25 protein-coding genes are annotated in these 25914 nt (G+C 60.9%); 20 read left to right on the forward strand and 5 right to left on the reverse strand.

Going from position 1 to position 25914, the window contains the following annotated elements:
- Positions 1-39: 39 nt before the first annotated feature.
- From lptC to LSO07_RS03515, 6 genes are all read left to right on the forward strand, one after another.
- Complete coding sequence (gene lptC / locus LSO07_RS03490) at positions 40-651, forward strand: LPS export ABC transporter periplasmic protein LptC (RefSeq protein ID WP_225317163.1); 612 nt, start codon at positions 40-42, stop codon at positions 649-651.
- 25 nt (positions 652-676) lie between these two features.
- Complete coding sequence (gene lptA / locus LSO07_RS03495; RefSeq protein WP_034778381.1) at positions 677-1258, forward strand: lipopolysaccharide transport periplasmic protein LptA; 582 nt, start codon at positions 677-679, stop codon at positions 1256-1258.
- The gene (gene lptB, locus LSO07_RS03500) at positions 1258-2013 is read left to right on the forward strand and encodes an LPS export ABC transporter ATP-binding protein (protein ID WP_034778383.1); all 756 of its coding nucleotides are present in this window, start codon (positions 1258-1260) and stop codon (positions 2011-2013) included. The genes lptA and lptB overlap by 1 nt, the downstream gene beginning before the upstream one ends.
- Positions 2014-2017: 4 nt before the next feature.
- Positions 2018-3496, forward strand: coding sequence for an RNA polymerase factor sigma-54 (locus tag LSO07_RS03505; protein ID WP_092609065.1), 1479 nt, complete (start codon positions 2018-2020; stop codon positions 3494-3496).
- Positions 3497-3565: 69 nt separating this feature from the next.
- Positions 3566-3928, forward strand: a complete 363-nt coding sequence (gene hpf / locus LSO07_RS03510) for a ribosome hibernation-promoting factor, HPF/YfiA family (protein ID WP_034778388.1) — start codon at positions 3566-3568, stop codon at positions 3926-3928.
- 135 nt (positions 3929-4063) lie between these two features.
- Positions 4064-5149, forward strand: coding sequence for an enoyl-CoA hydratase/isomerase family protein (locus LSO07_RS03515; RefSeq protein WP_151092314.1), 1086 nt, complete (start codon positions 4064-4066; stop codon positions 5147-5149).
- On the opposite strand, the gene rapZ is transcribed toward LSO07_RS03515, so the two are convergent.
- The 5 genes from rapZ to ilvA form a co-directional block, all read right to left on the reverse strand.
- Complete coding sequence (gene rapZ / locus LSO07_RS03520; protein WP_035824128.1) at positions 5150-6013, reverse strand: RNase adapter RapZ; 864 nt, start codon at positions 6011-6013, stop codon at positions 5150-5152.
- A 321-nt stretch (positions 6014-6334) separates the two neighbouring features.
- Positions 6335-7270 (reverse strand): HPr(Ser) kinase/phosphatase, encoded by a 936-nt coding sequence (gene hprK / locus LSO07_RS03525; protein ID WP_034753337.1) that lies wholly within the window; start codon positions 7268-7270, stop codon positions 6335-6337.
- Positions 7271-7306: 36 nt separating this feature from the next.
- Entirely contained in the window at positions 7307-7789 is a 483-nt protein-coding gene (locus LSO07_RS03530; protein ID WP_034753339.1) for a PTS sugar transporter subunit IIA, read from the reverse strand.
- 333 nt (positions 7790-8122) lie between these two features.
- Entirely contained in the window at positions 8123-8965 is an 843-nt protein-coding gene (gene queF / locus LSO07_RS03535; RefSeq protein WP_070278970.1) for an NADPH-dependent 7-cyano-7-deazaguanine reductase QueF, read from the reverse strand.
- 82 nt (positions 8966-9047) lie between these two features.
- A complete protein-coding gene (gene ilvA / locus LSO07_RS03540; RefSeq protein ID WP_034753344.1) occupies positions 9048-10583 on the reverse strand; it encodes a threonine ammonia-lyase, biosynthetic in 1536 nt (511 codons plus the stop codon).
- 201 nt (positions 10584-10784) lie between these two features.
- Between ilvA and LSO07_RS03545 the strand changes: the two genes are divergently transcribed.
- The 14 genes from LSO07_RS03545 (at position 10785) to aspS (ending at position 25848) form a co-directional block, all read left to right on the forward strand.
- Complete coding sequence (locus LSO07_RS03545) at positions 10785-11276, forward strand: YqaA family protein (RefSeq protein ID WP_034778395.1); 492 nt, start codon at positions 10785-10787, stop codon at positions 11274-11276.
- 268 nt (positions 11277-11544) lie between these two features.
- Positions 11545-15585: a DUF3683 domain-containing protein gene (locus LSO07_RS03550; RefSeq protein WP_151092316.1), complete on the forward strand. Its 4041-nt coding sequence runs from the start codon at positions 11545-11547 to the stop codon at positions 15583-15585.
- A complete protein-coding gene (locus LSO07_RS03555) occupies positions 15582-16025 on the forward strand; it encodes an HIT family protein (RefSeq protein WP_225317164.1) in 444 nt (147 codons plus the stop codon). Before LSO07_RS03550 ends, LSO07_RS03555 begins: the two co-directional genes overlap by 4 nt.
- A 9-nt stretch (positions 16026-16034) precedes the next feature.
- Positions 16035-16487 carry a gamma-butyrobetaine hydroxylase-like domain-containing protein gene (locus LSO07_RS03560; RefSeq protein WP_070278973.1) on the forward strand — a complete coding sequence of 151 codons (453 nt, stop codon included), beginning with the start codon at positions 16035-16037 and terminating at the stop codon, positions 16485-16487.
- A 98-nt stretch (positions 16488-16585) separates the two neighbouring features.
- Positions 16586-16930 (forward strand): YciI family protein, encoded by a 345-nt coding sequence (locus tag LSO07_RS03565; RefSeq protein WP_034778403.1) that lies wholly within the window; start codon positions 16586-16588, stop codon positions 16928-16930.
- Between the two features lie 2 nt (positions 16931-16932).
- Positions 16933-18174, forward strand: a complete 1242-nt coding sequence (locus tag LSO07_RS03570) for an RNA polymerase sigma factor (protein WP_151092318.1) — start codon at positions 16933-16935, stop codon at positions 18172-18174.
- A 29-nt stretch (positions 18175-18203) separates the two neighbouring features.
- Positions 18204-18938, forward strand: a complete 735-nt coding sequence (gene ubiE / locus LSO07_RS03575) for a bifunctional demethylmenaquinone methyltransferase/2-methoxy-6-polyprenyl-1,4-benzoquinol methylase UbiE (protein WP_034778407.1) — start codon at positions 18204-18206, stop codon at positions 18936-18938.
- Between the two features lie 42 nt (positions 18939-18980).
- Positions 18981-19925, forward strand: coding sequence for a Tim44 domain-containing protein (locus LSO07_RS03580; protein WP_151092320.1), 945 nt, complete (start codon positions 18981-18983; stop codon positions 19923-19925).
- 152 nt (positions 19926-20077) lie between these two features.
- A complete protein-coding gene (locus LSO07_RS03585) occupies positions 20078-20716 on the forward strand; it encodes a ubiquinone biosynthesis accessory factor UbiJ (protein ID WP_070257694.1) in 639 nt (212 codons plus the stop codon).
- A complete protein-coding gene (ubiB, locus tag LSO07_RS03590) occupies positions 20713-22284 on the forward strand; it encodes a ubiquinone biosynthesis regulatory protein kinase UbiB (protein ID WP_034778413.1) in 1572 nt (523 codons plus the stop codon). The genes LSO07_RS03585 and ubiB overlap by 4 nt, the downstream gene beginning before the upstream one ends.
- Before the next feature lie 19 nt (positions 22285-22303).
- Complete coding sequence (locus tag LSO07_RS03595; protein ID WP_151092322.1) at positions 22304-22906, forward strand: methyltransferase; 603 nt, start codon at positions 22304-22306, stop codon at positions 22904-22906.
- A gap of 79 nt (positions 22907-22985) precedes the next feature.
- Positions 22986-23300: an FmdB family zinc ribbon protein gene (locus tag LSO07_RS03600; RefSeq protein ID WP_034778416.1), complete on the forward strand. Its 315-nt coding sequence runs from the start codon at positions 22986-22988 to the stop codon at positions 23298-23300.
- A 40-nt stretch (positions 23301-23340) separates the two neighbouring features.
- Positions 23341-23982 carry a DUF502 domain-containing protein gene (locus LSO07_RS03605; protein WP_034778417.1) on the forward strand — a complete coding sequence of 214 codons (642 nt, stop codon included), beginning with the start codon at positions 23341-23343 and terminating at the stop codon, positions 23980-23982.
- Positions 23983-24045: 63 nt separating this feature from the next.
- Entirely contained in the window at positions 24046-25848 is a 1803-nt protein-coding gene (gene aspS, locus LSO07_RS03610) for an aspartate--tRNA ligase (RefSeq protein WP_071653294.1), read from the forward strand.
- Positions 25849-25914: the final 66 nt, after the last annotated feature.

Here is a 25914-nt window from a genome sequence, read left to right on the forward strand (position 1 = left end):
GCGCCGCCTCGCCAGTGACATTTGAAAGAGTGAAGCCCTATGCGTAAGCCAGGAGGCGCCCATCGCTGGCGCATGATTTTTACCGTGCTGGGCGCGGTTGTTGTCGCGCTGGGCAGCTTTTGGCTGCTCGAGGTGATGAACAAGAATAGCCAGGACATCACGGCCAGCAAGCATCTGGATGAGCCCGACTATTTCATTACCAATTTCAGCATGGTGCGCATGGACTTGACGGGAAAACCCAGCTATATCGTGTCGGGCACCAAGCTCACGCATTATCCGCTGGACGATTCGTCCGATATCGACCGGCCCTTCGTGCGCAAGCTCACGCCAGGCATGCCACCGATGAACATGAATGCGGAACTGGCGCATATCGACCAGGACAATACCCGGCTGCAACTGCACCGCAATGTCGTGATCGACCGCGTGGCCAGTCCGAAGGCGCAGAACCTGACAGTCAAGACGGAAGCGCTGACGGTGTTCCCGGATGAGGAAAGAATGGAAACGGACGTGCCTGTCGATATCCTGACGGGCACCTCGCGTCTCAATGGCATCGGCATGAAAGCGAATAACGCCACCGGCGTGGTGGAAGTGCAGAATGCGCTGCGCATGGTCCTCCCGCCGAAACCGCGCCCGGCCGCGGCGGCAAAATGACAGAATGAAACAAGGAAACCATACTATGAAGAACATCTTGCTGTTGACCGTATTTTCCCTGGCCATCATGGGCGTGGCGCATGCCGAGAAGGCCGATTCCGAGAAGGAAGCCGTCATCACGGCACGCAGTGGCCACGTCGATGACATCAAGCAGGTACGCACCCTGACGGGCGACGTCGTGCTGGTCAAGGGGACCCTGACCATGAAGGCGGGCCGCGCCGTGATCACGGAAGATCCGCAAGGCTACCAGTTCATTACCTTCTGGGCCGATCCCGGCAAGCTCGCCACCTTCCGCCAGAAGCGCGATGGCGCGGGCGACCTGTGGGTGGAAGGCGAAGCGGAGCGCGTGGAATACGACAACAAGACGGAAGTGGTGAAACTGTTTTCCAGGGCCAAGCTGACGCGCCTGGAAGGCACGAAAGTGACCGACGTGGCCAATGGCGCCTTCATCTCGTATGACAGCCGCAAGGAAGTGTTTGCGATGGAAAATTCCAACAGCGGCACCAGCACCCCGGATGGCGGCAGCGTGCGCATGGTGATCCAGCCGAAAACCAAGGCACCGGCGGCGGAGAAAGCGCCGGCCACGCCTGCGCCAGGAAAGAAATAATGGACAATACTCGTTGCGGCAGCACCCTGATCGTTCGCGGGCTGCAAAAAACCTATGGCAAGCGGCAAGTCGTGCATGATGTCTCGCTGCAAGTCGAATGCGGCGAAGTGGTGGGTTTGCTGGGCCCGAACGGCGCCGGCAAGACCACCTCGTTCTACATGATCGTCGGCCTGGTGCCGTCCGATGGCGGCAGCATCGATATCAGCGGCGTGGACATCTCCAGCCTGCCGATCCACCGCCGCGCGCAGATGGGCCTGTCCTACCTGCCGCAGGAAGCGTCCGTCTTCCGCAAGCTGACGGTGGAAGACAATATCCGCGCCGTGCTGGAAATCCAGACCGTCGAAGGCCGTCCGCTGACGAAGGCCGAGATCGAGGTGCGCCTGGATAAATTGCTGGCCGACTTGCAGATTGAAAAGCTGCGCGAGAACCAGGCCCTGTCCCTGTCGGGCGGTGAGCGCCGCCGCGTGGAAATCGCCCGCGCGCTGGCCACCGATCCCCGTTTCGTGCTGCTCGACGAACCGTTCGCCGGCGTCGATCCGATCGCCGTGATCGAGATCCAGCGCATCGTGCGTTTCTTGAAGGAGCGCAATATCGGCGTGCTGATCACCGATCATAATGTGCGCGAGACGCTGGGTATCTGCGACCGTGCCTACATCATCAACCAGGGCTCGGTACTGGCGTCGGGACGCCCCGACGACATCATCGCGAACGAGTCGGTACGCCGGGTCTATCTGGGCGAACACTTCCGCATGTAAGCCAATGAAACAATCATTGCAGCTGCGCACTTCGCAGCACCTGGCACTGACGCCGCAGTTGCAGCAATCGATACGCCTGTTGCAATTGTCTACCTTGGAATTGCACCAGGAACTAGAGCAACTGCTGACGGACAATCCCTTGCTCGAACGCCTCGATGATCCGCTCGACCGTTCGCTGCGCCTGCTGTCCGATGGCGCCTTGAGTTCCACGGCCGCGCCGGCCGAAGCGCCGCCCCAGCCGCCGGGCCAGGAAGCGCCCGCAGCGCCGGCCGAAGCGGAAACCTTTGATGGCGATGCCGGCGAGGGTCCGGCCGCTGCGGATGGCGGCGACAGCGACTGGAGCGAGGCGAGCCGCGGCAAGGCGCCCGACGACGAGGATTCGCGCCCGCAACTCGAAGCCCATCACTGCACCCTGCGCGAACACTTGATGGAGCAGATGCGCGTGACGGTGCTTGAATTGCGCGACCGCGCGCTGGTCGAGCTGATCATCGACGCGCTCGACGACAATGGCTACCTGGAAGAGTCGCTCGACGACATCCTGGCGCGCCTGCCGGAAGAGCTGGAAATCGACGCCGACGAGATGCGCACGGCCTTGTCTCTCTTGCAAAGTTTCGATCCGCCCGGCGTGGGCGCGCGCAATGCTTCCGAATGCCTGGCGCTGCAAATCAAGCGCTTGCCGCACATCGCCATGGTGACGCGCCGCATGGCCCTCGTCATCGTGGAAAAGCACCTGGCCTGGTTTGCCCAGCGCGATTTCAACAAGCTGAAAAAAGCCCTCGATTGCGACGATGAAGACTTGCGCGAAGCGCAGACGGTGATTCGCCAGTGCAATCCGCATCCGGGCGCCGTGTTCGCCTCGGACGTGTCCGATTACGTGGTGCCCGACGTCGTCGTCAAGCGCGCGCGCAATGGCTGGCAAGTCACGCTGAACAACGATGTCATGCCGCGCCTGCGCGTCAATGCCATGTACGCCAACTTGCTCAAGCAGGGCAAGGGCGAGGGCGCCATGGGCGCACAGTTGCAGGAAGCCAAGTGGCTGATCAAGAATATGCGTCAGCGCTTCGACACGATCCTGCGCGTGGCGCAGGCGATAGTAGAAAGACAAAAGAACTTTTTCTCGCATGGGGCCGTTGCCATGCGTCCCCTTGTGCTCCGTGAAATAGCTGATACACTAGGTTTACACGAGAGTACTATCTCGCGGGTAACAACTCAAAAGTACATGCTGACCCCGCACGGCATGTTCGAGTTGAAATATTTCTTTGGTAGCCACGTCGCCACCGAAGCGGGGGGCGAAGCGTCATCGACGGCGATACGGGCATTGATCGTGCAACTGACAGGAGCAGAAGACCCTAAAAATCCTTTATCCGACAGTAAGATTGCGGACATGCTGGGGGAACAAGGCATGGTGATTGCGCGACGTACTGTTGCCAAATACCGGGAAGCGTTGAAAATTCCGCCAGTGAGCCTGCGTAAGTGTTTGTAAGTTTTTTTCGGTTCCTCTGCGGGCCGGATAGGATGGACCGCACGAACCCGATCATCTTTAGGAGTGTGTATGAATCTCACCATCAGCGGACATCATCTCGAAGTGACACCAGCCATCCGTGAATACGTACAAACGAAGCTGGAGCGCGTGAAACGTCATTTCGATCAAGTCATCGATATCGCCGTGATTCTGACCGTGGATAACCTCAAAGAGAAAGAAAAACGTCAAAAGGCTGAAGTCAACCTGCGTTTGAGCGGCAAGACTGTCTATGTGGAAAGCTTGGCGCACGACCTGTACGCCGCGATCGATACCCTGATCGACAAGCTCGATAGGCAAGTGATGAAATACAAAACCAAAGTGCAAGGGCACGGTAAAGAGGCGATCAAGCATCTGCCAGACAACTCCGAGGAAGAAGCCGTCGTCGCCGTCTAAGGCCACCCGCTTCCAGCAGTTGTGATCAACTAAGGGCGCACATCTTGCGCCCTTTTTTGCGCCTGGACCTTTTGAGCGCAATGTTCGCCGCGCAGGGGCTAAAATGTTTGCACTTTCACTTCTTTCCTGCCTGCCATGAGCGATTTCGTCCAGACTTCCATCCGCAACCGCACGGGCCATATCGTGCTCGACCGTCCGAAAGCCTTGAATTCCCTGTCGCTGGAGATGGTGCGCGCCCTGAGCGCGGCCTTGCTGGCCTGGCGCGACGATCCGCAGGTGGATGCCGTGGTGATCCGCTCCAGCAGTGAAAAAGCCCTGTGCGCCGGCGGCGACATCCGTTTCTTTTACGATGCGGGCCTGGCCACGCCGCAAGGCGGCAGTGCCTTGCTGGAAGATTTCTTTACGGAAGAATATGCTTTAAATCATTTAATTCATTTCTACCCGAAACCGTATATCGCCGTGATGGATGGCGTGGTGATGGGCGGCGGCATGGGCGTGGCGCAAGCCGGGCCGGGCAACCGCCTGCGCATCGTGACGGGCCGCACGCGCATGGCCATGCCGGAAGTCAATATCGGCTTGTTTCCGGACGTGGGCGGCAGTTATTTTCTATCCCGCCTGGCCGGCCAGCTGGGCCTGTACCTGGGCTTGACGGGCTTGACGATCAACGCGGCCGATGCCCTGTACACGGGGCTGGCCGATGTCTACGTGCCTGAGGCGCAGATGGGGGCGCTGCTGGACCTGTTCGAATCGACGCGGGGCGAGGCCTTGCCGGTGGCCATCAAGGCGCTGGCGGCGCCTTTCCAGGCCGAGGCGGGGGTATCTCCCTTGGCCACGGCGCGCGCGGCGCTGGACCGCCATTTCAGCGCCCCTTCCGTGGCCGCCATCATGGCCTCGCTGGCGCAGGATGACAGCGCGTTCGCGGCCAAGGCGCTGGCGGCCATGCGCCTGCGTTCGCCCTTGATGATGTCGGTGACCCTGGAATTGCTGCAGCGGGGCGCCCACCTGGGCGTGGCCGATTGCCTGCGCCTGGAGCGCACGGTGGTACGTCATAATTTCGAACATGGCGAAGTGCTCGAGGGCGTGCGCGCGCTGGTGGTCGACAAGGACAATGCACCGCGCTGGAACCCTGCCAACCTGGACGACGTCGATGCGGCCATGGTGGCGCGCTTCTTTGCCCCCGTCTGGCCAGCCGCGGCGCATCCCCTGCGCCACCTCGACTAATTAGCTGCGTTCGCGGTGGCGCAGGACGACGCGCTCGTTGGGGCCGAAATACTGCGCCAGCCGCTCCGCCATGTACACGGAGCGGTGCTGGCCGCCCGTGCAGCCCAGGGCCACCGTCAGGTAGCTGCGGTTGTCGGACTTGAATGACGGCAACCATTTCTCGATGAAGGCGCGGATGTCGGCCAGCAGTTCCAGCGCGCTCGGCTGCGCGTCGAGGAAGGCGATCACGGGCGCATCGCGGCCGTCGAGCGGGCGCAGCGCGAGGTCGTAATACGGATTCGGCAAGGCCCGCACGTCGAAGACGAAATCGGCGTCCAGCGGCACGCCCAGCTTGAAGGCGAACGATTCGAAGAACAGGGTCAGCGGCGCGCGTTCGGAGGCGACGATATCCTTGATCCAGGCGCGCAGCTTGTTGGCGCTCAGTTCCGACGTGTCGATCACATGGCCCAGCTGTTCGATGGCTGACAGGCGTTCGCGTTCTTCCGAGATGCACTCGATCAGCGTGCGGCGGCTGGCCGGATTCTGGTTCGGACGCAATTCGTGCGACAGCGGATGGCTGCGCCGCGTTTCCGAGAAGCGCGCCACCAACGAATGCGTGGTGGCCGTCAGGAACATGACCTTGACGTCATGCCCCTGGTCGCGCAGCAGGGCCACATTGTGCGGCAGGCTGGTCAGCGACTCGGCGCTGCGCGCATCGACGGCGACGGCCAGTTGCGGTGTACCTTCGTCGAGCAGGGTCTGCACCAGGCTGGGCAGCAAGGCCGGCGGCAGGTTGTCGACACAATAGTAGCCGGTATCTTCTAGCACATTGAGCGCAACGGATTTACCGGAGCCGGATATTCCGGTGATAAGGACGATATGCATACGCCGATCATACAATAAAGATCGGCGCTCCGCTTCCAAGGCAATTATCTTTACAAATTATTGCAATTTGGAATGTGATATTGCCGGGATTGGCAGGGCGCTCTCGTCACGACCGTAGGTCGGCTTAGCGCGTCGCGCGTAAGCCGACACCGCGGCATGGGCCAACAATGTCGTCGGATTACGCACGGCGTTGCCGCGCTAATCCGACCTACTTGCTAATCGCCACTCATGGCGAGTCGTTGGTGCAGCAGGGAATTCACGCAGCACAGCTGCGTGCCTGCATAACGGTTCGCCCTTGCAAGGGCGAACTCCTTGGCAACATTAATCGCCACTCATGGCGAGTCGTTGCCGCTCCATGAACTCCTGCAAGGTATCGATGCCGCGCAGTTGCAAAATCGTGTTGCGCACGGCCGCTTCCAGCAGTACGGCGATGTTGCGGCCGGCGGCGACGGGGATGACGACTTTGCGCACGGGCAAACCCAGCACGTCTTCCGTGGGGAACAGGAAAGGCAGGCGCTCGACTTCCTCTTCCAGCGCGTTGCGGCGCACCAGATGCACGATCAGTTTCAGGCGCATCTTGCGGCGCACGGCCGTTTCGCCAAAGATGGCTTTGATATCGAGCAAGCCCAGGCCCCGCACTTCCAGCAGGTTTTGCAGCAAAGGCGGGCAGCGGCCTTCGATCATGTTGGGCGCGATGCGCGAGAATTCGACGGCGTCGTCGGCCACCAGGCCGTGGCTGCGCGAAATCAGTTCCAGCCCCAGTTCGCTCTTGCCCAGGCCCGAATCGCCCGTGATCAGCACGCCCACGCCCAGCACGTCCATGAACACGCCATGCATGATGATGCGTTGCGCCAGCTTTTTAGACAGATAGACGCGCAGGAAGTCGATCACTTGCGCGGCCGGCAGCGGGGTGGAGAACAGGGGAATGTTTTGCTCGTCGCAGATGGCGAGGATGTCGGGCGGCGTTTCCAGCCCTTGCGCGATGATCAGCGCGGGCGGACCGCCGGCGATCAGCTCGCCGATCACGTGGGTGCGCGTGTTGACCTTCAGGCGCTGGTAGTAATTGATTTCCTGGTGGCCGAAGACCTGGATGCGGCCCGGATGGATCAGGTTCAAGTGGCCCACCTGGTCGGCGGCCGACGAGACGTCGCCCGAGATCAGGCGCTCGCCGCCGGGGAAGCCGGCGAACCAGCCCAGTTGCAGACTTTCACGATTGTCGTCGTACAGGCGTTGTATCGTCAGCGGCGTTTGCAACATGGCAGTCTTCTTCAGGAGTGGAGGAATACCTGAAGTTTAACCCGCCGCTTGCAGACTAGGTTGCCAATTGACGATGCGCGAATGTACGGATTTCGGTTCCGGATCCGTGGCCAGTGCCGTGCGGAAGGCGTCATCGGAAAACATTTCAGCGATTTCCGACAGGATTTCCAGATGTTGCTGGGTGACATGATCGGGAATCAGCAGGAAAAACAGCAGATTGACAGGCTTGCCATCGGGCGACTCGAACGGAATCGGCTCGGCCAGGCGGACGAAGGCGCCCAGCGGCGATTTCAAGGTTTTGCTGCCCTTGACCCTGCCATGCGGCACGGCCACGCCATGGCCCAGACCAGTCGAGCCCAGGCGTTCGCGGGCAAACAGATTGTCCGAGACGGTAGAGCGGGCGATGCCGTAATTGTTTTCGAAGATCAGGCCGGCTTGCTCGAAGGCACGTTTTTTACTGGAGACTTCCAGGTCCAGCAGGACGTTTTCGAGGGATAGTATTTTGCTAAGATTAGTCATGACACTCAATGAAATGGTGCAATGCGCAGAGGGCTTGCGAGCCGAATTATAGGCCTGTTTCGGCGGCCTGTAACGCCAATTCTCAACAGTATACGCCCGCTGCGGGCGCAGTGGGCGCTACAGCCTATGTCACCATCATTTTAGCAAAAAAATAACATCGGCGTGTATCGGCTATTTCTTGATTAAAAACACGCGGCGCGCCGGTTTTTCCGCCGCCGAATGCCGATTTTCCGATTTTTCAGCGTCTTTGACATGCTCTGCGGCACTACTGCAACGTTGTTTTAAAACACAGCCAACATTCCTGTTGGCATGGTTTCATGGCGTTGCCTAATGTTACTGACGGGCGTTGCGCAGATTCCCCGGCATCGCTCCCGTGCTGAAGTTGCTGCGCCAAGGATTGATATCGAGGCCGCCGCGGCGCGTATAGCGCGCATACACGGACAGTTTTTGCGGCTTGCACTGACGCAAGATATCGACAAAGATGCGTTCCACGCATTGTTCGTGGAATTCATTGTGCTCGCGGAAACCGATCAGGTAACGCAACAGGCTTTCCTGGTCGATCTGCGGTCCTGCATACTCGATCTGCACGCTGCCCCAGTCGGGCTGGCCCGTCACCAGGCAATTCGATTTGAGCAAGTGCGAGACGAGTTTTTCTTCCACTGGCGCTTCGTCCAGCGCTGCCTTCAGCAGCAGCGGCGAGGGCGTGTATTGCGTGATTTCCAGGTCCAGGCGGTCCAGCAGCACGCCATCGAATTCGCCCATTTTCAGCTTGCCGAAATCTTCCTGCAAGGTCAGTTCCACTTGCACGGGCGCGCCGAAGCCGTTCGATAAATCCTGCTTGAGCAATGCCACCAGCGCATCCGGGCTGTCCAGCTTGGTCTGGTTGAAGGAGTTCAGGTACAGCTTGAACGATTTCGACTCGATGATGTTCGGCGAATCGGCCGGCGCGCTGACCTTGGCGATGGCCACCTGCGGCTTGCCGCGCTGGTTCAGCCACGACAGTTCATAGGCATTCCAGATATCGAGGCCGAAAAACGGCAAGGTGCCGTGCAATTCCAGCTCGTCGCGCTTGCCCTGGCGTGGAATGGGAAACAGCAATTCCGGCGCGTAATCGGTGCGGTAGGCGGAGCTTTTGCCCAGCGGGGATTGTTCGGCGAGGTCGTTGGTGGTGGTCATGGTCGTGTGGCGTGAATTCAGTCAAGGACGCATGGTAGCCTAATTCCCCCGACGGCGAGTAGCCGCCGTCGGGAGGTGATGCTTAACCCAGGAACAGCTTGTAGACGGGATTGCTGCTTTCATCCCAGTAACGGTACCCCAAGGTATCGAGGAAGCGGGCGAACTCTCCCATTTCATCGGGCGGCACTTGCAAGCCGATCAGGATGCGGCCCACGTCGCCGCCCTGGCTGCGGTAATGGCAAAGTGAAATATTCCAGTTCGGCGCCATGCTGTCGAGGAAGCGCATCAGCGCGCCCGGGCGCTCGGGGAACTCGAAGCGGTACAGCAGCTCATCCTGCGCCAGCCGGCTCTTGCCGCCCACCAGGTGGCGGATGTGCGACTTGGCCAGCTCGTCGTGGGTCAGGTCCAGCGTCTTGAATTCGTGTTCCTCGAAGGTCTTTGCCAGCACGCTCGATTCATGCCGGTCGGCAATTTGAATGCCGACGAACACGTGCGCGGCTTTTTCATCGCTGATGCGGTAATTAAATTCCGTCACGTTGCGCGCGCCGATGAGCGAGCAGAAACGTTTGAAGCTGCCCCGCTGTTCGCGCATGGTGACGGCAAACACGGCTTCGCGGAATTCGCCCAGTTCGGCCCGTTCCGCGACGAAGCGCAAACGGTCGAAATTCATGTTCGCGCCGCTGGCGATGGTGACCAGCGTTTCATTGTTGACGGGATGCTTGGTCAGGCTGGCCCGTTCCACATAGGCCTTGGCACCGGCGATGGCCAGCGCGCCGGACGGTTCCAGAATGCTGCGCGTATCCGTAAACACATCCTTGATGGCGGCGCAGATGGCGTCCGTGTCGACGGTGATGATTTCATCGACATACGCCTGCACCAGGCGGAAAGTTTCCTCGCCGGCCAGGCGCACGGCCGTGCCGTCGGCAAACAGGCCCACGTCGTTCAGGGTCACGCGCTCGCCCGCCTTCAGCGAGCGGGCCATGGCGTTCGAATCGACGCTTTGCACGCCGATGATCTTGATGTCGGGACGGATCTGTTTCACGTAGGCGGCAATGCCGGCGATCAGGCCGCCGCCGCCGATGGGTGCGAAGATGGCGTGGATGGGGCCGGCGTGCTGGCGCAGGATTTCCATGCCGATCGTGCCCTGGCCGGCGATCACGTCCGGATCGTCGAACGGGTGCACGAAGGTCAGCTTCTGTTCCTTTTCCAGGGTCAGCGCGTGGTTGTAGGCATCCGTGTAGGACTCGCCGTGCAGCACCACTTCCACGTTCACACCGCCGCGGCCCTTGACCGCCTCGACCTTGACCAGCGGCGTGGTGGTCGGCATGACGATGACGGCGCGGCAACCCATGCGGGCGGCCGACAGGGCCACGCCCTGGGCATGGTTGCCGGCCGAGGCGCAAATCACGCCGCGCTTGCGTTCCGCTTCGCTCAGCTTGGACATCTTGTTGTAGGCGCCACGAATCTTGAAGCTGAACACGCTTTGCATGTCTTCGCGCTTGAAGTAAATCTGGTTGTTCAGGCGCTGCGACAGGGCAGGGGCCAGTTCCAGTGGCGTTTCGGTAGCGACGTCATAGACGCGGGCGGTCAGGATTTTCTTGAGGTAGTCGATGTTCATAGTCTGCAAGCAAGTGATTCTGGGCCAGAAAGGGTCTGGAACGTGTCGGGCGATAGCGGCGGCGCGGCGGCGGATAGCCTGGCGACAATAATGCTCTATGGAACTGCGGGCGGGTAGGCCTTTGCCGGCCGGCGCGGATTGTGCGGCGCGCAAGCTGCTCTTCATTATAATGGAGAGCCTTACTGCATCGCGAAGTGTTCCATGATCGAATCCGCAATCGCCTGGCTGCTGCAACTGATCGCAGCGCCGGAAGTCGGGCTGACATCGGTCTTTCTGATCAGCTTTATTTCCGCCACCTTGTTGCCGCTCGGCTCGGAACCGGCCGTCTTTGCCGTCATCAAGGCCAATCCCGCGCTGTTCTGGGCCGCCATCGGCGTCGCCACCCTGGGCAATACCCTGGGCGGTATCGTCGACTACTGGATGGGCTACCGGGCCAAGCAGGCGTTTGCCAAGGAGCGCGACACGCGCTGGTTCCGCTGGCTGGCCCGCTATGGGGCCAAGACCATGCTGCTGGCCTGGCTGCCGCTCGTGGGCGACCCCTTGTGCACGCTGGCCGGCTGGCTCAAGCTGCCGTTCTGGCCCAGCGTGGCCTACATGGCCGTCGGCAAGTGCGCGCGCTACCTGACCATGACGGGCTTGCTGCTGTACGTGCCCGATGGCGTATGGCACAGGATTGGACAAATGCTGGCGTAAACGGCAGGCAAACGGGCGTAATGCAACGCCAGTTTGCCCCATTTTTGGGCAGTTCGATAGTTTGCAGCAGAGTCCGATTCTTGGCATTTTTGCGTCAAAAAATCACCAAGACTGATTTTTTATTCATGCAAAAGAAGGCTTTTCCATATTTGCTATGGTGACGGATGGGGTGTTTAAACCTTAGGCGGCCTAAGGCTGTTCCGGCATGGTGCGGCGCAATAAGATAAAATGGGCCTTTAGGGTCCAGTCCACATCGTCACCACACTCCATGAACGCTCCCGCACATATCCAAGCTTTACTGGCAGAAACGCCGAATGGTCCCGCAGCAAGCCGCCTGCGCGAAATCCCGTATAACTACACGTCGTTTTCCGATCGCGAGATCGTCATACGCCTGTTGGGGGAGGACTCCTGGCGCCTGCTCGACGAGCTGCGAGGCGCCCGTCAGACAGGTCGTTCGGCCCGCATGCTGTACGAGGTGCTGGGCGATATCTGGGTCGTGCGCCGCAATCCGTATCTGCAAGATGACTTGCTCGACAACCCGAAGCGCCGCCAGGGCTTGATCGATGCCTTGCATCATCGCCTGGCCGAAGTCGACAAGCGCCGCCTGTCCATCGATGCGGCCGGCGGCGACGTGGCCGCCAGTGGCGAATCGCCCGAAGTTGCCAAGGCGCGTAGCGCCAATGTGGAGTTGCTGCTGAAAGCGGCCAGCAAGGCCGTGGCCGACTTTGGCGATGAATTCCGCAAGACCTACGACTTGCGCAAGCGCACGGTCAAGGTGCTGGGCCGCTACACGGAAAAACACAATGTGCGCTTCGACGGCATGACGCGCGTGTCGCACGTGACGGACGCCACCGACTGGCGTGTGGAATACCCGTTCGTCGTCCTGACGCCCGACACGGAAGAGGAAATGGCCGGCCTGGTGAAAGGCTGTATCGAGCTGGGACTGACCATCATCCCGCGCGGCGGCGGCACCGGCTACACGGGCGGCGCGATTCCATTGACGCCGATGTCGGCCGTCATCAACACGGAAAAACTCATTACCCTGGGCGCCGTGGAAATGACGGTCTTGCCGGGCCTCACGCACGAATACGCGACGATTAATTCGGGTGCGGGCGTGATCACGAATAAAGTGTCGGAAGCGGCGGAGAAGGCCGGTTTCGTGTTTGCCGTCGACCCGACCTCGGCGCACGCCTCTTGCATCGGCGGCAACGTCGCCATGAATGCGGGCGGCAAGAAGGCCGTGCTGTGGGGCACGGCGCTGGACAACCTGGCTTCGTGGCGCATGGTCGACCCGAACGGCGACTGGCTCGACGTCACGCGCCTCGACCATAACCTGGGCAAGATCCACGATATCGCGCTGGCACGTTTCCAGCTGGAATGGCGCCACCCGAGCACGCGCGACGCGACGAAGCCGAACGCACCGTTCAAGACGGAAATCCTGGAAATTCCTGGCCGCAAGTTCCGTAAAGAGGGACTGGGCAAGGACGTAACGGACAAATTCCTCGCTGGCTTGCCGGGCATCCAGAAAGAAGGCTGCGACGGCCTGATCACGTCGGCGCGCTGGATTCTGCACAAGATGCCGAAGTTCGCCCGCACCGTCTGCCTGGAGTTCTTTGGCCAGGCGCGCGACGCGATCCCGTCGATCGTGGAAATCAAGGATTACCTCGATGGCTTGCCGGCCAAGGGCGAGCAATATACGACCATCCGCCTGGCGGGCCTGGAGCACCTGGACGAGCGCTACCTGCGCGCCGTCGGCTACGCCACCAAGTCGAAGCGGGGCGTGCTGCCGAAGATGGCCCTGTTTGGCGACATCGTCGGCGACGATGAAAACGCCGTCGCGCAAGCGGCGTCGGAAGTGGTGCGCATCGCCAACACCCGCGTGGGCGAAGGTTTTGTTGCCGTCAGCCCGGAAGCGCGCAAGAAATTCTGGCTCGACCGGGCCCGCACGGCGGCGATCGCCAAGCACACGAATGCGTTCAAGATCAATGAAGACGTGGTGATTCCCCTGAACCGCATGGGCGAATACACGGATGGCATCGAGCGCATCAATATCGAGCTGTCGATCAAGAACAAGCTGCAACTGGCGGACGCCTTGAGCGAATTCTTTGGCAAGGGCAACTTGCCTGTTGGCAAGAGCGACGATGCATCGGACGACCGCGTCGACGATGCGGAAATGTTGGGCGACCGCGCCGAGCAGGCACAGCAGTTGCTGGCGCAAGTGACGAGTCGCTGGACCTATCTGCTGGCCCAGCTGGACCGTCCGCTGGTGGACGTGAAGGGCGAATTGGCCGAACTGGGCATGGAGCGCTTGCTGCCCGTGTTTGATGCGCGCCTGGAAACGCAGCCTGACGCCACCCTGTTCGACGTGGTGCAGGACCGCACCGTGCGCATCACCTGGAAGCAGGAAATCCGCGCCCAGTTGCGCCAGATCTTCAACGGCGCCGCATTCAAGCTGATCCTCGACGAGGCTACCGCCATCCACGCGCGCATTCTGCGTTCGCGCGTCTTTGTCGCGCTGCACATGCACGCAGGCGACGGCAACGTGCACACGAACTTGCCCGTCAACTCGGACAATTACGAAATGCTGCAGGATGCCCATGAAGCCGTGGGCCGCATCATGATTTTGGCCCGCTCGCTGAATGGCGTCATTTCCGGCGAACACGGTATCGGCATCACCAAGCTGGAATTCTTGACGGAAGAAGAGATCGGCGAGTTCCGCAGCTACAAGCAGCGCATCGATCCGGAAGGCCGTTTCAACAAGGGAAAATTGTTGAACCTGCCGGGCATGGGCGCCGACTTGCGCAATGCCTACACGCCATCGTTCGGCCTGATGGGCCACGAATCCTTGATCATGCAGCAAAGCGATATCGGCGCCATCGCCGACAGCGTCAAGGATTGCTTGCGTTGCGGCAAGTGCAAGCCCGTGTGCTCGACCCACGTGCCGCGCGCCAATTTGCTGTACTCGCCGCGCGACAAGATCTTGGCGACCTCGTCCCTGATCGAAGCGTTCCTGTACGAAGAGCAGACGCGCCGCGGTATTTCCATCAAGCATTGGGAAGAGTTCGAAGACGTGGCCGACCATTGCACGGTATGCCATAAGTGCGTCACGCCTTGCCCCGTCAACATCGACTTCGGCGACGTGTCGATGAACATGCGCAACTTGCTGCGCAAGATGGACAAGAAGAGCTTTAATCCGGGCACCAAGGCAACGATGATGTTCCTCAACGCCACCGATCCCGTGACCATCAACGCCACGCGCAAGGTCATGATCGGCTGGGGTTACAAGGCGCAGCGCCTGGGCCATGACTTGCTGAAGAAGTTTGCCAAGAAGCAAACCAAGGCGCCGCCGCCATCGACGGGCAAGCCGCCCGTCAAGGCGCAGGTGATCCATTTCATCAACAAAAAGATGCCGGGCAACCTGCCGAAGAAATCGGCGCGCGCGCTGCTCGACATCGAAGACGACAAGGTCATCCCGATCATCCGCAATCCGAAGACGACGACGGCCGATACGGAAGCCGTGTTTTACTTCCCTGGTTGCGGTTCGGAACGTTTGTTCTCGCAAGTGGGCCTGGCCACGCAAGCGATGCTGTGGGAAGTGGGCGTGCAGACGGTCTTGCCGCCGGGCTACCTGTGCTGCGGTTATCCGCAGCGGGGCGCGGGCGAGTTCGACAAGGCCGAGAAGATGATGACGGATAACCGCGTCCTGTTCCACCGCATGGCCAACACGCTCAATTACCTGGACATCAAGACGGTGCTCGTCTCGTGCGGCACGTGTTACGACCAGCTGGCCACCTACCAGTTTGAAAAGATTTTCCCTGGCTGCCGCATCATGGATATCCATGAGTATCTGCTGGAGAAAAACGTCAAGCTGGAAGGCGTCAACGGCACGCGCTATATGTACCACGAGCCATGCCACAATCCGATGAAGCTGCAGGAATCGGGCAAGACCATCAACTCCCTGATCAGCACGGTGGACAACGTGAAGATCGAGAAGAATGACCGTTGCTGCGGCGAATCGGGTTCGCTGGCCGTCACGCGCCCCGATATTTCCACGCAAGTGCGTTTCCGCAAGGAAGAGGAAATGGTCAAGGGCGCCGACAAGCTGCGCGGCGACGGTTTTACTGGCGACGTGAAGATCCTCACCAGCTGCCCGTCGTGCCTGCAAGGCTTGTCGCGCTACAATGACGATTCGGGCACGACGGCCGACTACATCGTCGTCGAGATCGCCAAACACTTGCTGGGAGAGAACTGGATGCCGGATTACGTGAAACGCGCCAATGACGGCGGCATTGAACGGGTGTTGGTGTGACCTGCGATCTGTGCACACTGCTCGACGGCTTTGCCAACAAGCAGGGCTGTGAAGCCTTGCTGTGGCGCAGCGAGCGCCTGTCCGTCGTGGCGGTTGATGACGACGCCTATCCCGGCTTTTGCCGCGTGATCTGGAACAAGCACGTCAAGGAAATGACGGATCTCACGCCCGGTGAGCGCAACTATGTGATGGAAGTCGTGTGGCAAGTCGAACTGGCCGTGCGGGAAGTGATGCAGCCGGAAAAGGTCAACGTGGCCAGTTTCGGCAACATGACGCCGCACGTGCATTGGCATGTGATTCCCCGCTACCGCGACGATGCGCATTTTCCGAATCCCAGCTGGGCGGTGATTCAGCGCGAGACGGCGCCCGAGGTGCTGGCCGCGCGCCGCGCCCTGTTGCTGGCCTTGCGCGACGCCATCATTCAACGTTTATCCGCATAAAGTATTGTCATGACTGAAAAAGTAGCAACGCCCCAACCCACCGGCTTGACCGTGCATAACCAGTCGCGCGTGCTCGACGTGGCTTTCGATGATGGCAGCGAATTTGCGCTGCCGTTCGAATACCTGCGCGTGTACTCGCCGTCGGCCGAAGTGCAAGGCCATGGCAAGGGCCAGGAAACCTTGCAATTAGGAAAACGCCTGGTCGGCATCACGGGCCTGGAACCGGTCGGCAACTACGCCGTGCAGCCCACCTTCAGCGATGGCCACAATTCCGGCCTGTACACCTGGGCTTATCTGTACAAGCTGGGCGCGGAGCAAGCGACCCTGTGGCAGGATTATCTGGACCGCCTGACGGCAGCCGGCTATCCGGGCGACAGCGGCCGCGACGCCAAGGCCGACATGACGGTCAAGCAATCTTCCGGCGGTCATGTTCATGGGCCCAGTTGCGGGCACAAACACTAAGGTGAAAAAATAATGCGGTAAGCTTGTCGGATTGCCGCATATCCATTCGTCGTATGAATGCCCGCGCTTGCGGGCATTTTTCTTTTGGAGAAGAGACTATGGAATACATGATCCTGATCTACGCCGACGAGGCCCGCTATGAAGCCATGGAGGAGGGCCAGATGGCCAGCCTGATGGCCGACTTTGCCAGCTATACGCAAGACCTGGAGGCCGCCGGCGTGCTGCGCGGGGGCGCCGAGCTGGCGCCCGTGCGCAGCGCCACCAGCGTGCGTGTGCAAAACGGCAAGCCTGTCATCACGGATGGGCCGTTCGCGGAAACCAAGGAGCAGCTGGGCGGCTATTATCTGCTGGATTGCGCCCACCTGGACGAGGCGCTGGCCTGGGCCGGGCGCTGTCCGGCCGCCTCCCTGGGCACCATCGAAGTACGGCCTGTCACGGCATAAACATGGCCGGCGACGCCATTGCGGCCGTCGAGCACGTCTTTCGCCAGGAAAAGGGCCGGGTGCTGGCCGGCCTGATGCGGCGCTTCGGCGACCTGGGTCTGGCGGAAGATGTGTTGCAGGAAGCGTGCCGCAAGGCGCTGGAACTGTGGCCGCGGGCGGGCATCCCCGATAATCCCGCCGCCTGGCTCAGTGCCGTGGCGCGCAATGCGGGCCTCGATCACGTGCGCCGGGCAGGCAAGAGCGTCAGCGAGGCCGAAGCCGTGCTGTCCTGCCTGCCGGCGGCCGTGATTGAAGACGCGCACGCCATCGGGGACGACCGCCTGCGCCTGCTGTTCATCTGCTGCCATCCCGCGCTGGCGTCCGAGGCGCAGGTGGCGCTGGCCCTGCGCACCCTGTGTGGCTTGTCCACGGCCGAGATCGGGCGCGCCTTCGGCGTGGCGGAAGCGGCCCTGTCGCAGCGCTTATTGCGCGCCAGGCGCAAGATCGCCGAAGCGCGGATTCCTTTCGAGTTGCCACCTGAGCAAGAATTGCAGCAACGGCTGGCGCAAGTGCTGCACGTGATTTATCTGGTGTTCAGCGAGGGTTATTGCGCCAGCGGCGGCGACACCCTGCTGCGCGCCGACCTGTGCGCGGAGGCGCTGCGCCTGGGGCGGCTGCTTGACAGCCTGCAGCCCGGCCAGCCGGAAGTGCAGGGGCTATTGGCCCTGATGCTGCTGCAGGCGTCGCGCGGTCCGGCCCGCCTGTCGCCCGAGGGGCATTTGCTGACCCTGGAAGAGCAGGACCGGCGCCTGTGGGATGACGCCCTGATTGCCGAGGGACTGGCGTTGCTGGAACTGGCTTTGCTTGCGCGCGCGCCAGGGCCCTACCAGCTGCAGGCAGCCATTGCCGCTTTGCACGCCAAAGCTCCCACGGCCAGCCAGACGGACTGGCGCCAGATCAGCGCCCTGTACGGCGCCTTGCTGCGGCACAAGCCGGAGCCGTTGATTTTGCTCAATGCCGTGATCGCCTGCGCCATGGCGCACGGTGCCGCACACGGCCTGGCCTGGCTGGCGCGGCTGGAAACCGTGCCCAGCCTGGCCAATTCGCACTATCTGCACGCGGCCCGAGCCGACTTGCTGCGCCGCCAGGGCGACCGGCCGGGGGCGCTGGCGGCGTATGCCCGGGCGGCAATGCTGGCTTCGAATGCAGTGGAAAGGCAATACCTTCTCCGGCGTCACGGGGAAATGCGCCTGCCGCTTGTATAATGCTCCCAAGTTCAAACAGACTGCCTACCATGACCAATACGACCCATTTCGGATACAAAACAGTTGCAGAAGACGACAAAGTGCGCGAAGTCGCCAAGGTGTTCCATTCCGTCGCTGCCAAATACGACGTGATGAACGACTTGATGTCGGGCGGGCTGCACCGTCTGTGGAAGACGTTTACCATTGCCAATGCGGGCGTGCGCCCCGGTTTCAAGGTGCTCGACATCGCCGGCGGCACGGGCGACCTGTCGAAGGCGTTTGCCAAGCAGGCGGGCCCTACCGGCGAAGTCTGGTTGACTGATATCAATGAATCGATGTTGCGCGTGGGCCGCGACCGCCTCTTGAATCGCGGCTTGCTCACCCCCACCATGTTGTGTGATGCGGAAAAGCTGCCATTCCCCGATAATTATTTTGACCGTGTCAGCGTGGCCTTTGGCCTGCGCAACATGACGCACAAGGATGTGGCGCTGGCGGAAATGCGCCGCGTGCTGAAACCGGGCGGCAAGCTGCTGGTGCTGGAGTTTTCCAAGGTAGCAGCGCCCCTGCAAAAGCCGTACGACCTGTATTCGTTCTCGGTCTTGCCGTGGTTTGGACAGAAAATCGCCGGCGACGCGGAAAGCTATCGCTACCTGGCAGAATCGATCCGCATGCATCCGGACCAGGAAACGCTGAAGACCATGATGGAAACGGCGGGCCTGGAGCGCGTGCAGTACTACAATTTGACGGCAGGCATTGCCGCTTTGCATACCGGCATCAAGATGTAATTCAAGCTGTAACTCACCAAGCCGGTGATTTTAGGAGATGGAATGAAATTGAAGAAATTTATGGTCGGCATGATGCTGGCCGCGACCACGGTATCCATGCTGGGCGAGGCGCTGGCCCGTCCCATGGGCGGTGGCCGTTCGTTTGGCCGCCAGTCGCAAAACGTGGGGCGCCAGGCGCCCGCACCGGCGCCAACGCCGGCACCGGCCGCCGCGCCACGCCAGGCGCAACCTGCGCCGGCCCCCGCGCCAGCGCCTGCCGCCAAGGCGCCGAGCCGCTGGAAAGGCTTGCTGGGCGGCGCCTTGCTGGGCCTGGGCCTGGGCGCGCTGCTGTCGCATTTTGGCCTGGGCGGCGCCCTGGCCAGCATGATCAGCACCCTGCTGATGGTGGCCTTGCTGGCCGGCGTGGCGTTCTTCATCTACCGCATGGTGCGTGGCAAGCGCGACAACAATGCTGGCGGCAATGCGCCATTCGCGGGCTTTGGCGGCAACCAGCCTGCGCCAGCCGGCAACGTGCCTGACATCGGTTCGCGTATTCCACCGCTGCCGCCGCTGCAGCCTGTCTCGTCCGGCGTAGGCCTGGACAAGCCGGCACCGGCTGCCGCGCCATGGGGCGTGCCAGGCGACTTCGACAAGGATGCCTTCCTGCGCCATGCGAAAAGCAATTTCATTCGCTTGCAAGCGGCCTGGGACAAGGCCGACGTCAACGATATCCGCGAATTCACGTCGCCGGAAGTGTATGCGGAACTGCGCATGCAAATCCAGGAACGGGGCGCGCAGCCGGACTTTACGGATGTCGTCACCATCGATGCCGAACTGCTGGGCATTGAGACGAGCGTCAACGATTACCTGGCCAGCGTGAAGTTTACGGGCCTGATCCGTTCGGCGCCTGGCGCGGCAGCGGAACCGTTCGCGGAAGTGTGGAATATGTCGAAACCCGTCAGCGGCAATAGCGGCTGGGTCTTGGCAGGCATCCAGCAATTGAATTAATTGTAAAAACTTGCTGAATAATGGCTTAAGTCCATGCGGAATGCATGATGCTTAACAGATATTTCCTGCTGAACTGGTAAGATCGAAACCGCCTACGTTGTTTTACGGGCGGTTTTTTCTTTTTAGGGGCGCGCCTGGCGCGCTGTATATAGATGGCACCACTTCCCGATCTCTCCCTGATGACGCCCGTCATCGCGACAATTAACCATTTGCTGGCGCAAGAGCCGTGGGCGCGCCAGCAGCTGGCCGTGCACGCTGGCAAGCTGGCCTGTATCGACACGGGCGCCGTGGCCTTGCGCCTGCGCGTCGATAGCGCAGGTATGCTGGAGGCGGCGCCGGCCGACATGCCGGCCAACGTCACCATCCGCGTGAAATTGTCCGATGTGCCGCTGATTCTGCAAAACCGCGAGCGGGCGTTTTCCTACGTCAAGATCGAAGGCGATGCCGAGTTTGCCAATGCGATTTCGCAATTGAGCAAGGGCTTGCGCTGGGAAGCGGAGCACGACCTGGAAAAGGTCGTGGGACCCATGCTGGCCACGCGCCTGGTTGCCGGTGCCAGGGATGCCGCCGCCTTTGTGCGCACGGGCCAGCAAAAACTGGCGGAAAACGTGGCCGAATATTTTCTCGACGAACAGCCCATGCTGATCCGTCCTTCTACCTTGCAAGAGTATTCCGCTGGCGTGACGCGCGTGCGCGATGACGTCGAACGCCTTGCCAAGCGCCTTGCCCGGCTGGAAAAGGCGGCCGCCGCCGTCCAGCCGCAGTCTTCCTCACCGGATTTGTCTACATGATATTGAAATTCCTGCGCCTGTTTAAAATCATCCGTGTTTCCATCAAGTACGGTCTGGATGAGATAGCGATTTCTGGTCTGCAAGTTCCCCGCACCGCCAAATTGATCGACACCCTGATTTTCTGGCGCGACCTGTCGTCGCCACGGGGCTTGCGCCTGCGCCTGGCGCTGGAAGAGCTGGGTCCGATTTTCGTCAAATTCGGCCAGGTGCTGTCGACCCGGCGCGACCTGATGCCGCTCGACATCGCCGAAGAACTGGCGCGCCTGCAAGACCGGGTGCCGCCGTTTGATTCCGACCTGGCCATCGCGCAGATCACCAAGTCCCTCGGCGCGCACCCGGATCAGCTGTTTGCCAGCTTCGAGCGCGAACCGGTGGCATCCGCCTCGATTGCCCAGGTGCACTTCGCCACCTTGAAAGATGGCCGCGAAGTGGCCGTGAAGGTCTTGCGTCCAGGCATGAAAAAGCTGATCGACGAAGACGTGGCGCTGATGCACATCGCCGCCGACTGGACCAGCCGCCTGTGGGCCGACAGCAAGCGCCTGAAACCCAAGGAAGTTGTGGGCGAGTTCGACAAATACCTGCACGACGAGCTGGACCTGATGCGCGAGGCGGCCAACGCCAGCCAGTTGCGCCGCAACTTCGCCAACTCGGAATTGCTGCTGGTGCCGGAAATGCACTGGGATTATTGCTCCAGCAGCGTCATCGTCATGGAGCGCATGTATGGGATTCCCGTGTCGCAGACCGAGCGCCTGGTGGCGGCCGGCGTGGATTTGCGCAAGCTCTCCAGCGATGGCGTGGAAATTTTCTTCACGCAAGTGTTCCGTGACGGCTTTTTCCATGCGGACATGCACCCGGGGAATATTCTTGTGTCGATCGCGCCCGAATCGTTCGGCCGCTATATCGCGCTCGACTTCGGCATCGTGGGAACGTTGAACGACTACGACAAGGATTATCTGTCGCAAAACTTCCTCGCTTTCTTCCGCCGCGATTACAAGCGCGTGGCCGAGGCGCATATCGAATCGGGCTGGGCGCCGAAAGACACGCGCGTCGATGAGCTGGAAGCGGCCGTGCGCGCTTGCTGCGAGCCGATCTTCGACCGTCCGCTGAAGGATATTTCTTTCGGACAAGTTTTGCTGCGGCTGTTCCAGACCTCGCGCCGCTTCAACGTGGAAGTGCAGCCGCAACTGGTGCTGCTGCAAAAGACCCTGCTAAATATCGAAGGCCTGGGCCGCCAGCTGGACCCGGAACTGGACCTGTGGCAAACGGCCAAGCCGTATCTGGAAAGATGGATGAGCAACCAGGTGGGGCCGCAAGGCTTCATGGAGCGCCTGCGCGCCGAGGCGCCCCGTTATGCGCACATCTTCCCGCAACTGCCGCGCTTGCTGCACCAGGCCTTGACGGTGCATGGCGAGCCGCGCGAAAACGAGGTGGAACTGATGAAAACCTTGCTGGCGGAGCAACGCCAGACGAATCGATTGCTGAGCTTTATCGTGTACTTCGTGGGCGCCTTCGCCCTCGGCGCGCTGGGCTTGCAAGTGTTCATGCGCTGGCATCAACTGCCGTTTTAACGGCCTGAGGACGTAAGTGATGGCTGACTTCACTACCCGCGATCCGCTCTCGCCCGCCTTCTGGGACGAGCGTTTCGAGAAACAATTCACGCCGTGGGACCAGGGCGGCGTGCCGTCGCGCCTGCGCAGCTTTGTTGCAGGCAGCCCGGCGCCGCTGCGCTGCCTGATTCCTGGCTGCGGCTCGGCCTATGAACTGGTCTTCATGCTGGATCACGGCTGGGATGCCACGGCCATCGACTTTTCGCCGGCCGCCGTGGCCGCCGCGCGCGCTGTCGTCGGTGCGCGGGCAGGGCAGGTGGTGGAAGCGGATTTCTTTGCCTGGGAACCCGTTGCGCCGCTGGACCTGATCTATGAACGGGCCTTCCTGTGCGCCATGCCGCGCGCCATGTGGCCGCAGGTGGCGGCCCGCTGGGCGCAGCTGCTGGCGCCGGGCGCCATGCTGGCCGGTTACTTTTTCTTTGATGACAATGTCAAGGGACCGCCATTTGGCATATCGCGTGAGAAACTGCAGGAATTGCTGGCGCCGCATTTCGACTGCCTGGCCGACGAAGCCGTGGACGATTCCATTGCCGTCTTCGCCGGCAAGGAGCGCTGGATGAGCTGGCGCCGCCGGGCGGAGTGAGGCGGGCGGGGCATTTTCCGCTGGGGACAAAGGAAAAGCTTTATAATTCAGGGTTTTTGATGATTTTCTCGGAGTAGAGATGCCGATTTACGCTTACCGTTGTGACGAGTGTGGTTTTGCCAAGGATGTCTTGCAAAAGATCTCCGATCCAGTACTGACGGTGTGCCTGTCGTGCGGCAAGCCCAGTTTCAAGAAACAATTGACGGCCGCCGGTTTCCAATTGAAGGGCACTGGCTGGTACGCGACCGATTTCCGCGGCGGCACGGCGCCCACCACGGCCATTCCAACGGGCCCGGCCGATGGCGCCAAGCCCGCCCCGGCTGCCGAGAGCGCGCCTGCTGCTGCACCTGCACCTGCGCCTGCCCCGGTTGCCACTGCGCCGAAAGCGGACTGAAAAGCGCGCCGCGCCGATACGATCCATTACCGAGAAACTGATGCGTAAATACTTTATTACCGGATTGCTGATTTTGGTTCCCCTGGCCATTACCGCCTGGGTCCTGAATCTGGTGATCAGCACGATGGACCAGTCGCTGTTGCTGGTGCCCGGCAGTACGCAGCCCAGCGTATGGTTCGGCCACAAGATTCCCGCGCTGAGCACCATTCCCGGCCTGGGCACGGTATTGACGGTACTGATCGTGTTCTTCACGGGTTTGCTGACGAATAACCTGGTCGGCAATTACGTGGTGAAACTGTGGGAAAAATTGCTGCAACGCATACCCATCGTCAATTCCCTGTATTCGAGCGTCAAGCAAGTGTCGGATACCCTGTTTTCCCCGTCGGGCAATGCCTTCCGCAAGGCCGTGCTGGTGCCATATCCGCACCAGAACTCCTGGACCATCGCTTTCCTGACCGGCGTGCCGGGCGGCGATGCGGCGAACCACCTGGTAGGCGACTTTGTCAGCGTGTATGTGCCGACGACGCCCAATCCGACATCGGGCTTTTTCCTGATGATGAAGCGCAGCGATGTCGTCGAACTCGACATGAGCGTCGATGCGGCGCTCAAATATATTGTCTCGATGGGCGTGGTGGCGCCTGCGGAAGTTGTTGCTGTACCGGCCCCGGCAGCCAAAGAATAAAGGCAGGCGTCCCATGCGGGACGTGGCCGGATTGAACACTCACTAACCTGAACTGAGAATTTTATGTCTATGCGTACTGAATACTGCGGCCTCGTTACCGAAGCCATGCTGGGACAAACCGTCAGCCTGTGCGGCTGGGTACATCGCCGCCGCGACCACGGCAGCCTGATTTTCATCGACTTGCGCGACCGTGAAGGCCTGGTGCAAATCGTCTGCAACCCGGAACAAGCGGAGATGTTCAAGGTCGCCGAAGCCGTGCGCAACGAATTCTGCCTGCGCGTAACGGGCGTCGTGACCAACCGTATCGAAGGCACCATCAACAACAACCTGAAATCGGGCAAGATCGAAGTGGTCTGCTCGGAACTGGAAGTGCTGAACCCTTCCGTGCCCGTGCCGTTCCAGCTGGACGACGACAACCTGTCGGAAACGACGCGTCTGACGCACCGCGTGCTGGACCTGCGCCGCCCGCAAATGCAGAACAACCTGCGCCTGCGCTACAAGGTGACGATGGAAGTGCGCAAGTACCTCGACGCGCTGGGCTTCATCGACATCGAAACGCCGATGCTGACCAAGTCGACGCCAGAAGGCGCGCGCGATTACCTGGTGCCGTCGCGTGTCAACGCGGGCAGCTTCTTCGCCTTGCCGCAATCGCCACAGTTGTTCAAGCAACTGTTGATGGTCGCCAACTTCGACCGTTACTACCAGATCACCAAGTGCTTCCGCGACGAAGATTTGCGCGCTGACCGCCAGCCTGAATTCACGCAGATCGATTGCGAAACCTCGTTCCTGACGGAACAGGAAATCCGCGACCTGTTCGAAGACATGATCCGCGTCGTCTTCAAGAACACCCTGGACATCGACCTGCCGAACCCGTTCCCGGTGATGGATTTCGCCGAAGCGATGGGCCTGTACGGTTCCGACAAGCCGGACATGCGCGTCAAGCTGGCCTTCACGGACTTGACCGAAGTCATGAAGTCGGTCGAATTCAAGGTCTTCAACGGCGCCGCCAACATGAAAGGCGGCCGCGTGGTTGCCCTGCGCGTACCGCAAGGCGGCAGCATGCCCCGTTCGGAAATCGACGCCTACACCCAATTCGTCGCCATCTACGGCGCCAAGGGCCTCGCTTACATCAAGGTCAACGAGAAAGCCAAGGGTCCTGAAGGCTTGCAGTCGCCGATCGTCAAGTTCCTGCCTGCCGACGTGCTGGCCACGATCCTCGAGCAGACGGGCGCGCAAGACGGCGACCTGATCTTCTTCGGCGCGGACAAGGCCAAGGTCGTCAACGACGCCATCGGCGCGCTGCGCGTGAAGATCGGCCACAGCGAGTTCGGCAAGAAAGCCGGCCTGTTCGAAGACGTGTGGAAGCCATTGTGGGTGGTCGACTTCCCGATGTTCGAGCATGACGAAGAAGCGGATCGCTGGACGGCGACCCACCATCCATTCACGGCGCCGAAAGACGGCCATGAAGACATGCTGGAAAGCGATCCGGGCGCCTGCATCGCCAAGGCTTACGACATGGTCTTGAACGGCTGGGAACTGGGTGGCGGTTCGATCCGTATCCACCGCGAAGAAGTGCAAAGCAAGGTCTTCCGTGCACTGAAGATCGATGCCGAAGAAGCACAGCTGAAATTCGGCTTCCTGCTCGATGCCCTGCAATACGGCGCGCCACCGCATGGCGGCCTGGCATTCGGCCTGGACCGTATCGTGACCATGATGACGGGTTCCGAATCGATCCGCGACGTGATCGCCTTCCCGAAAACCCAACGCGCGCAAGACTTGCTGACCCATGCGCCGTCGGAAGTGGACGAGAAGCAATTGCGTGAACTGCACATCCGCTTGCGCAGCACCGAGCCAAAAGTAGCGTAATGGCCAAGGCGGCCGTTCATGCGGCCGCTACCATTTTTACTTGCTGAGGCAAAAAAGGCGCTGCGA

The organism is Janthinobacterium sp. PLB04 (assembly GCF_021165895.1).
GTDB classification, from domain to species: Bacteria; Pseudomonadota; Gammaproteobacteria; order Burkholderiales; family Burkholderiaceae_D; genus Janthinobacterium; species Janthinobacterium lividum.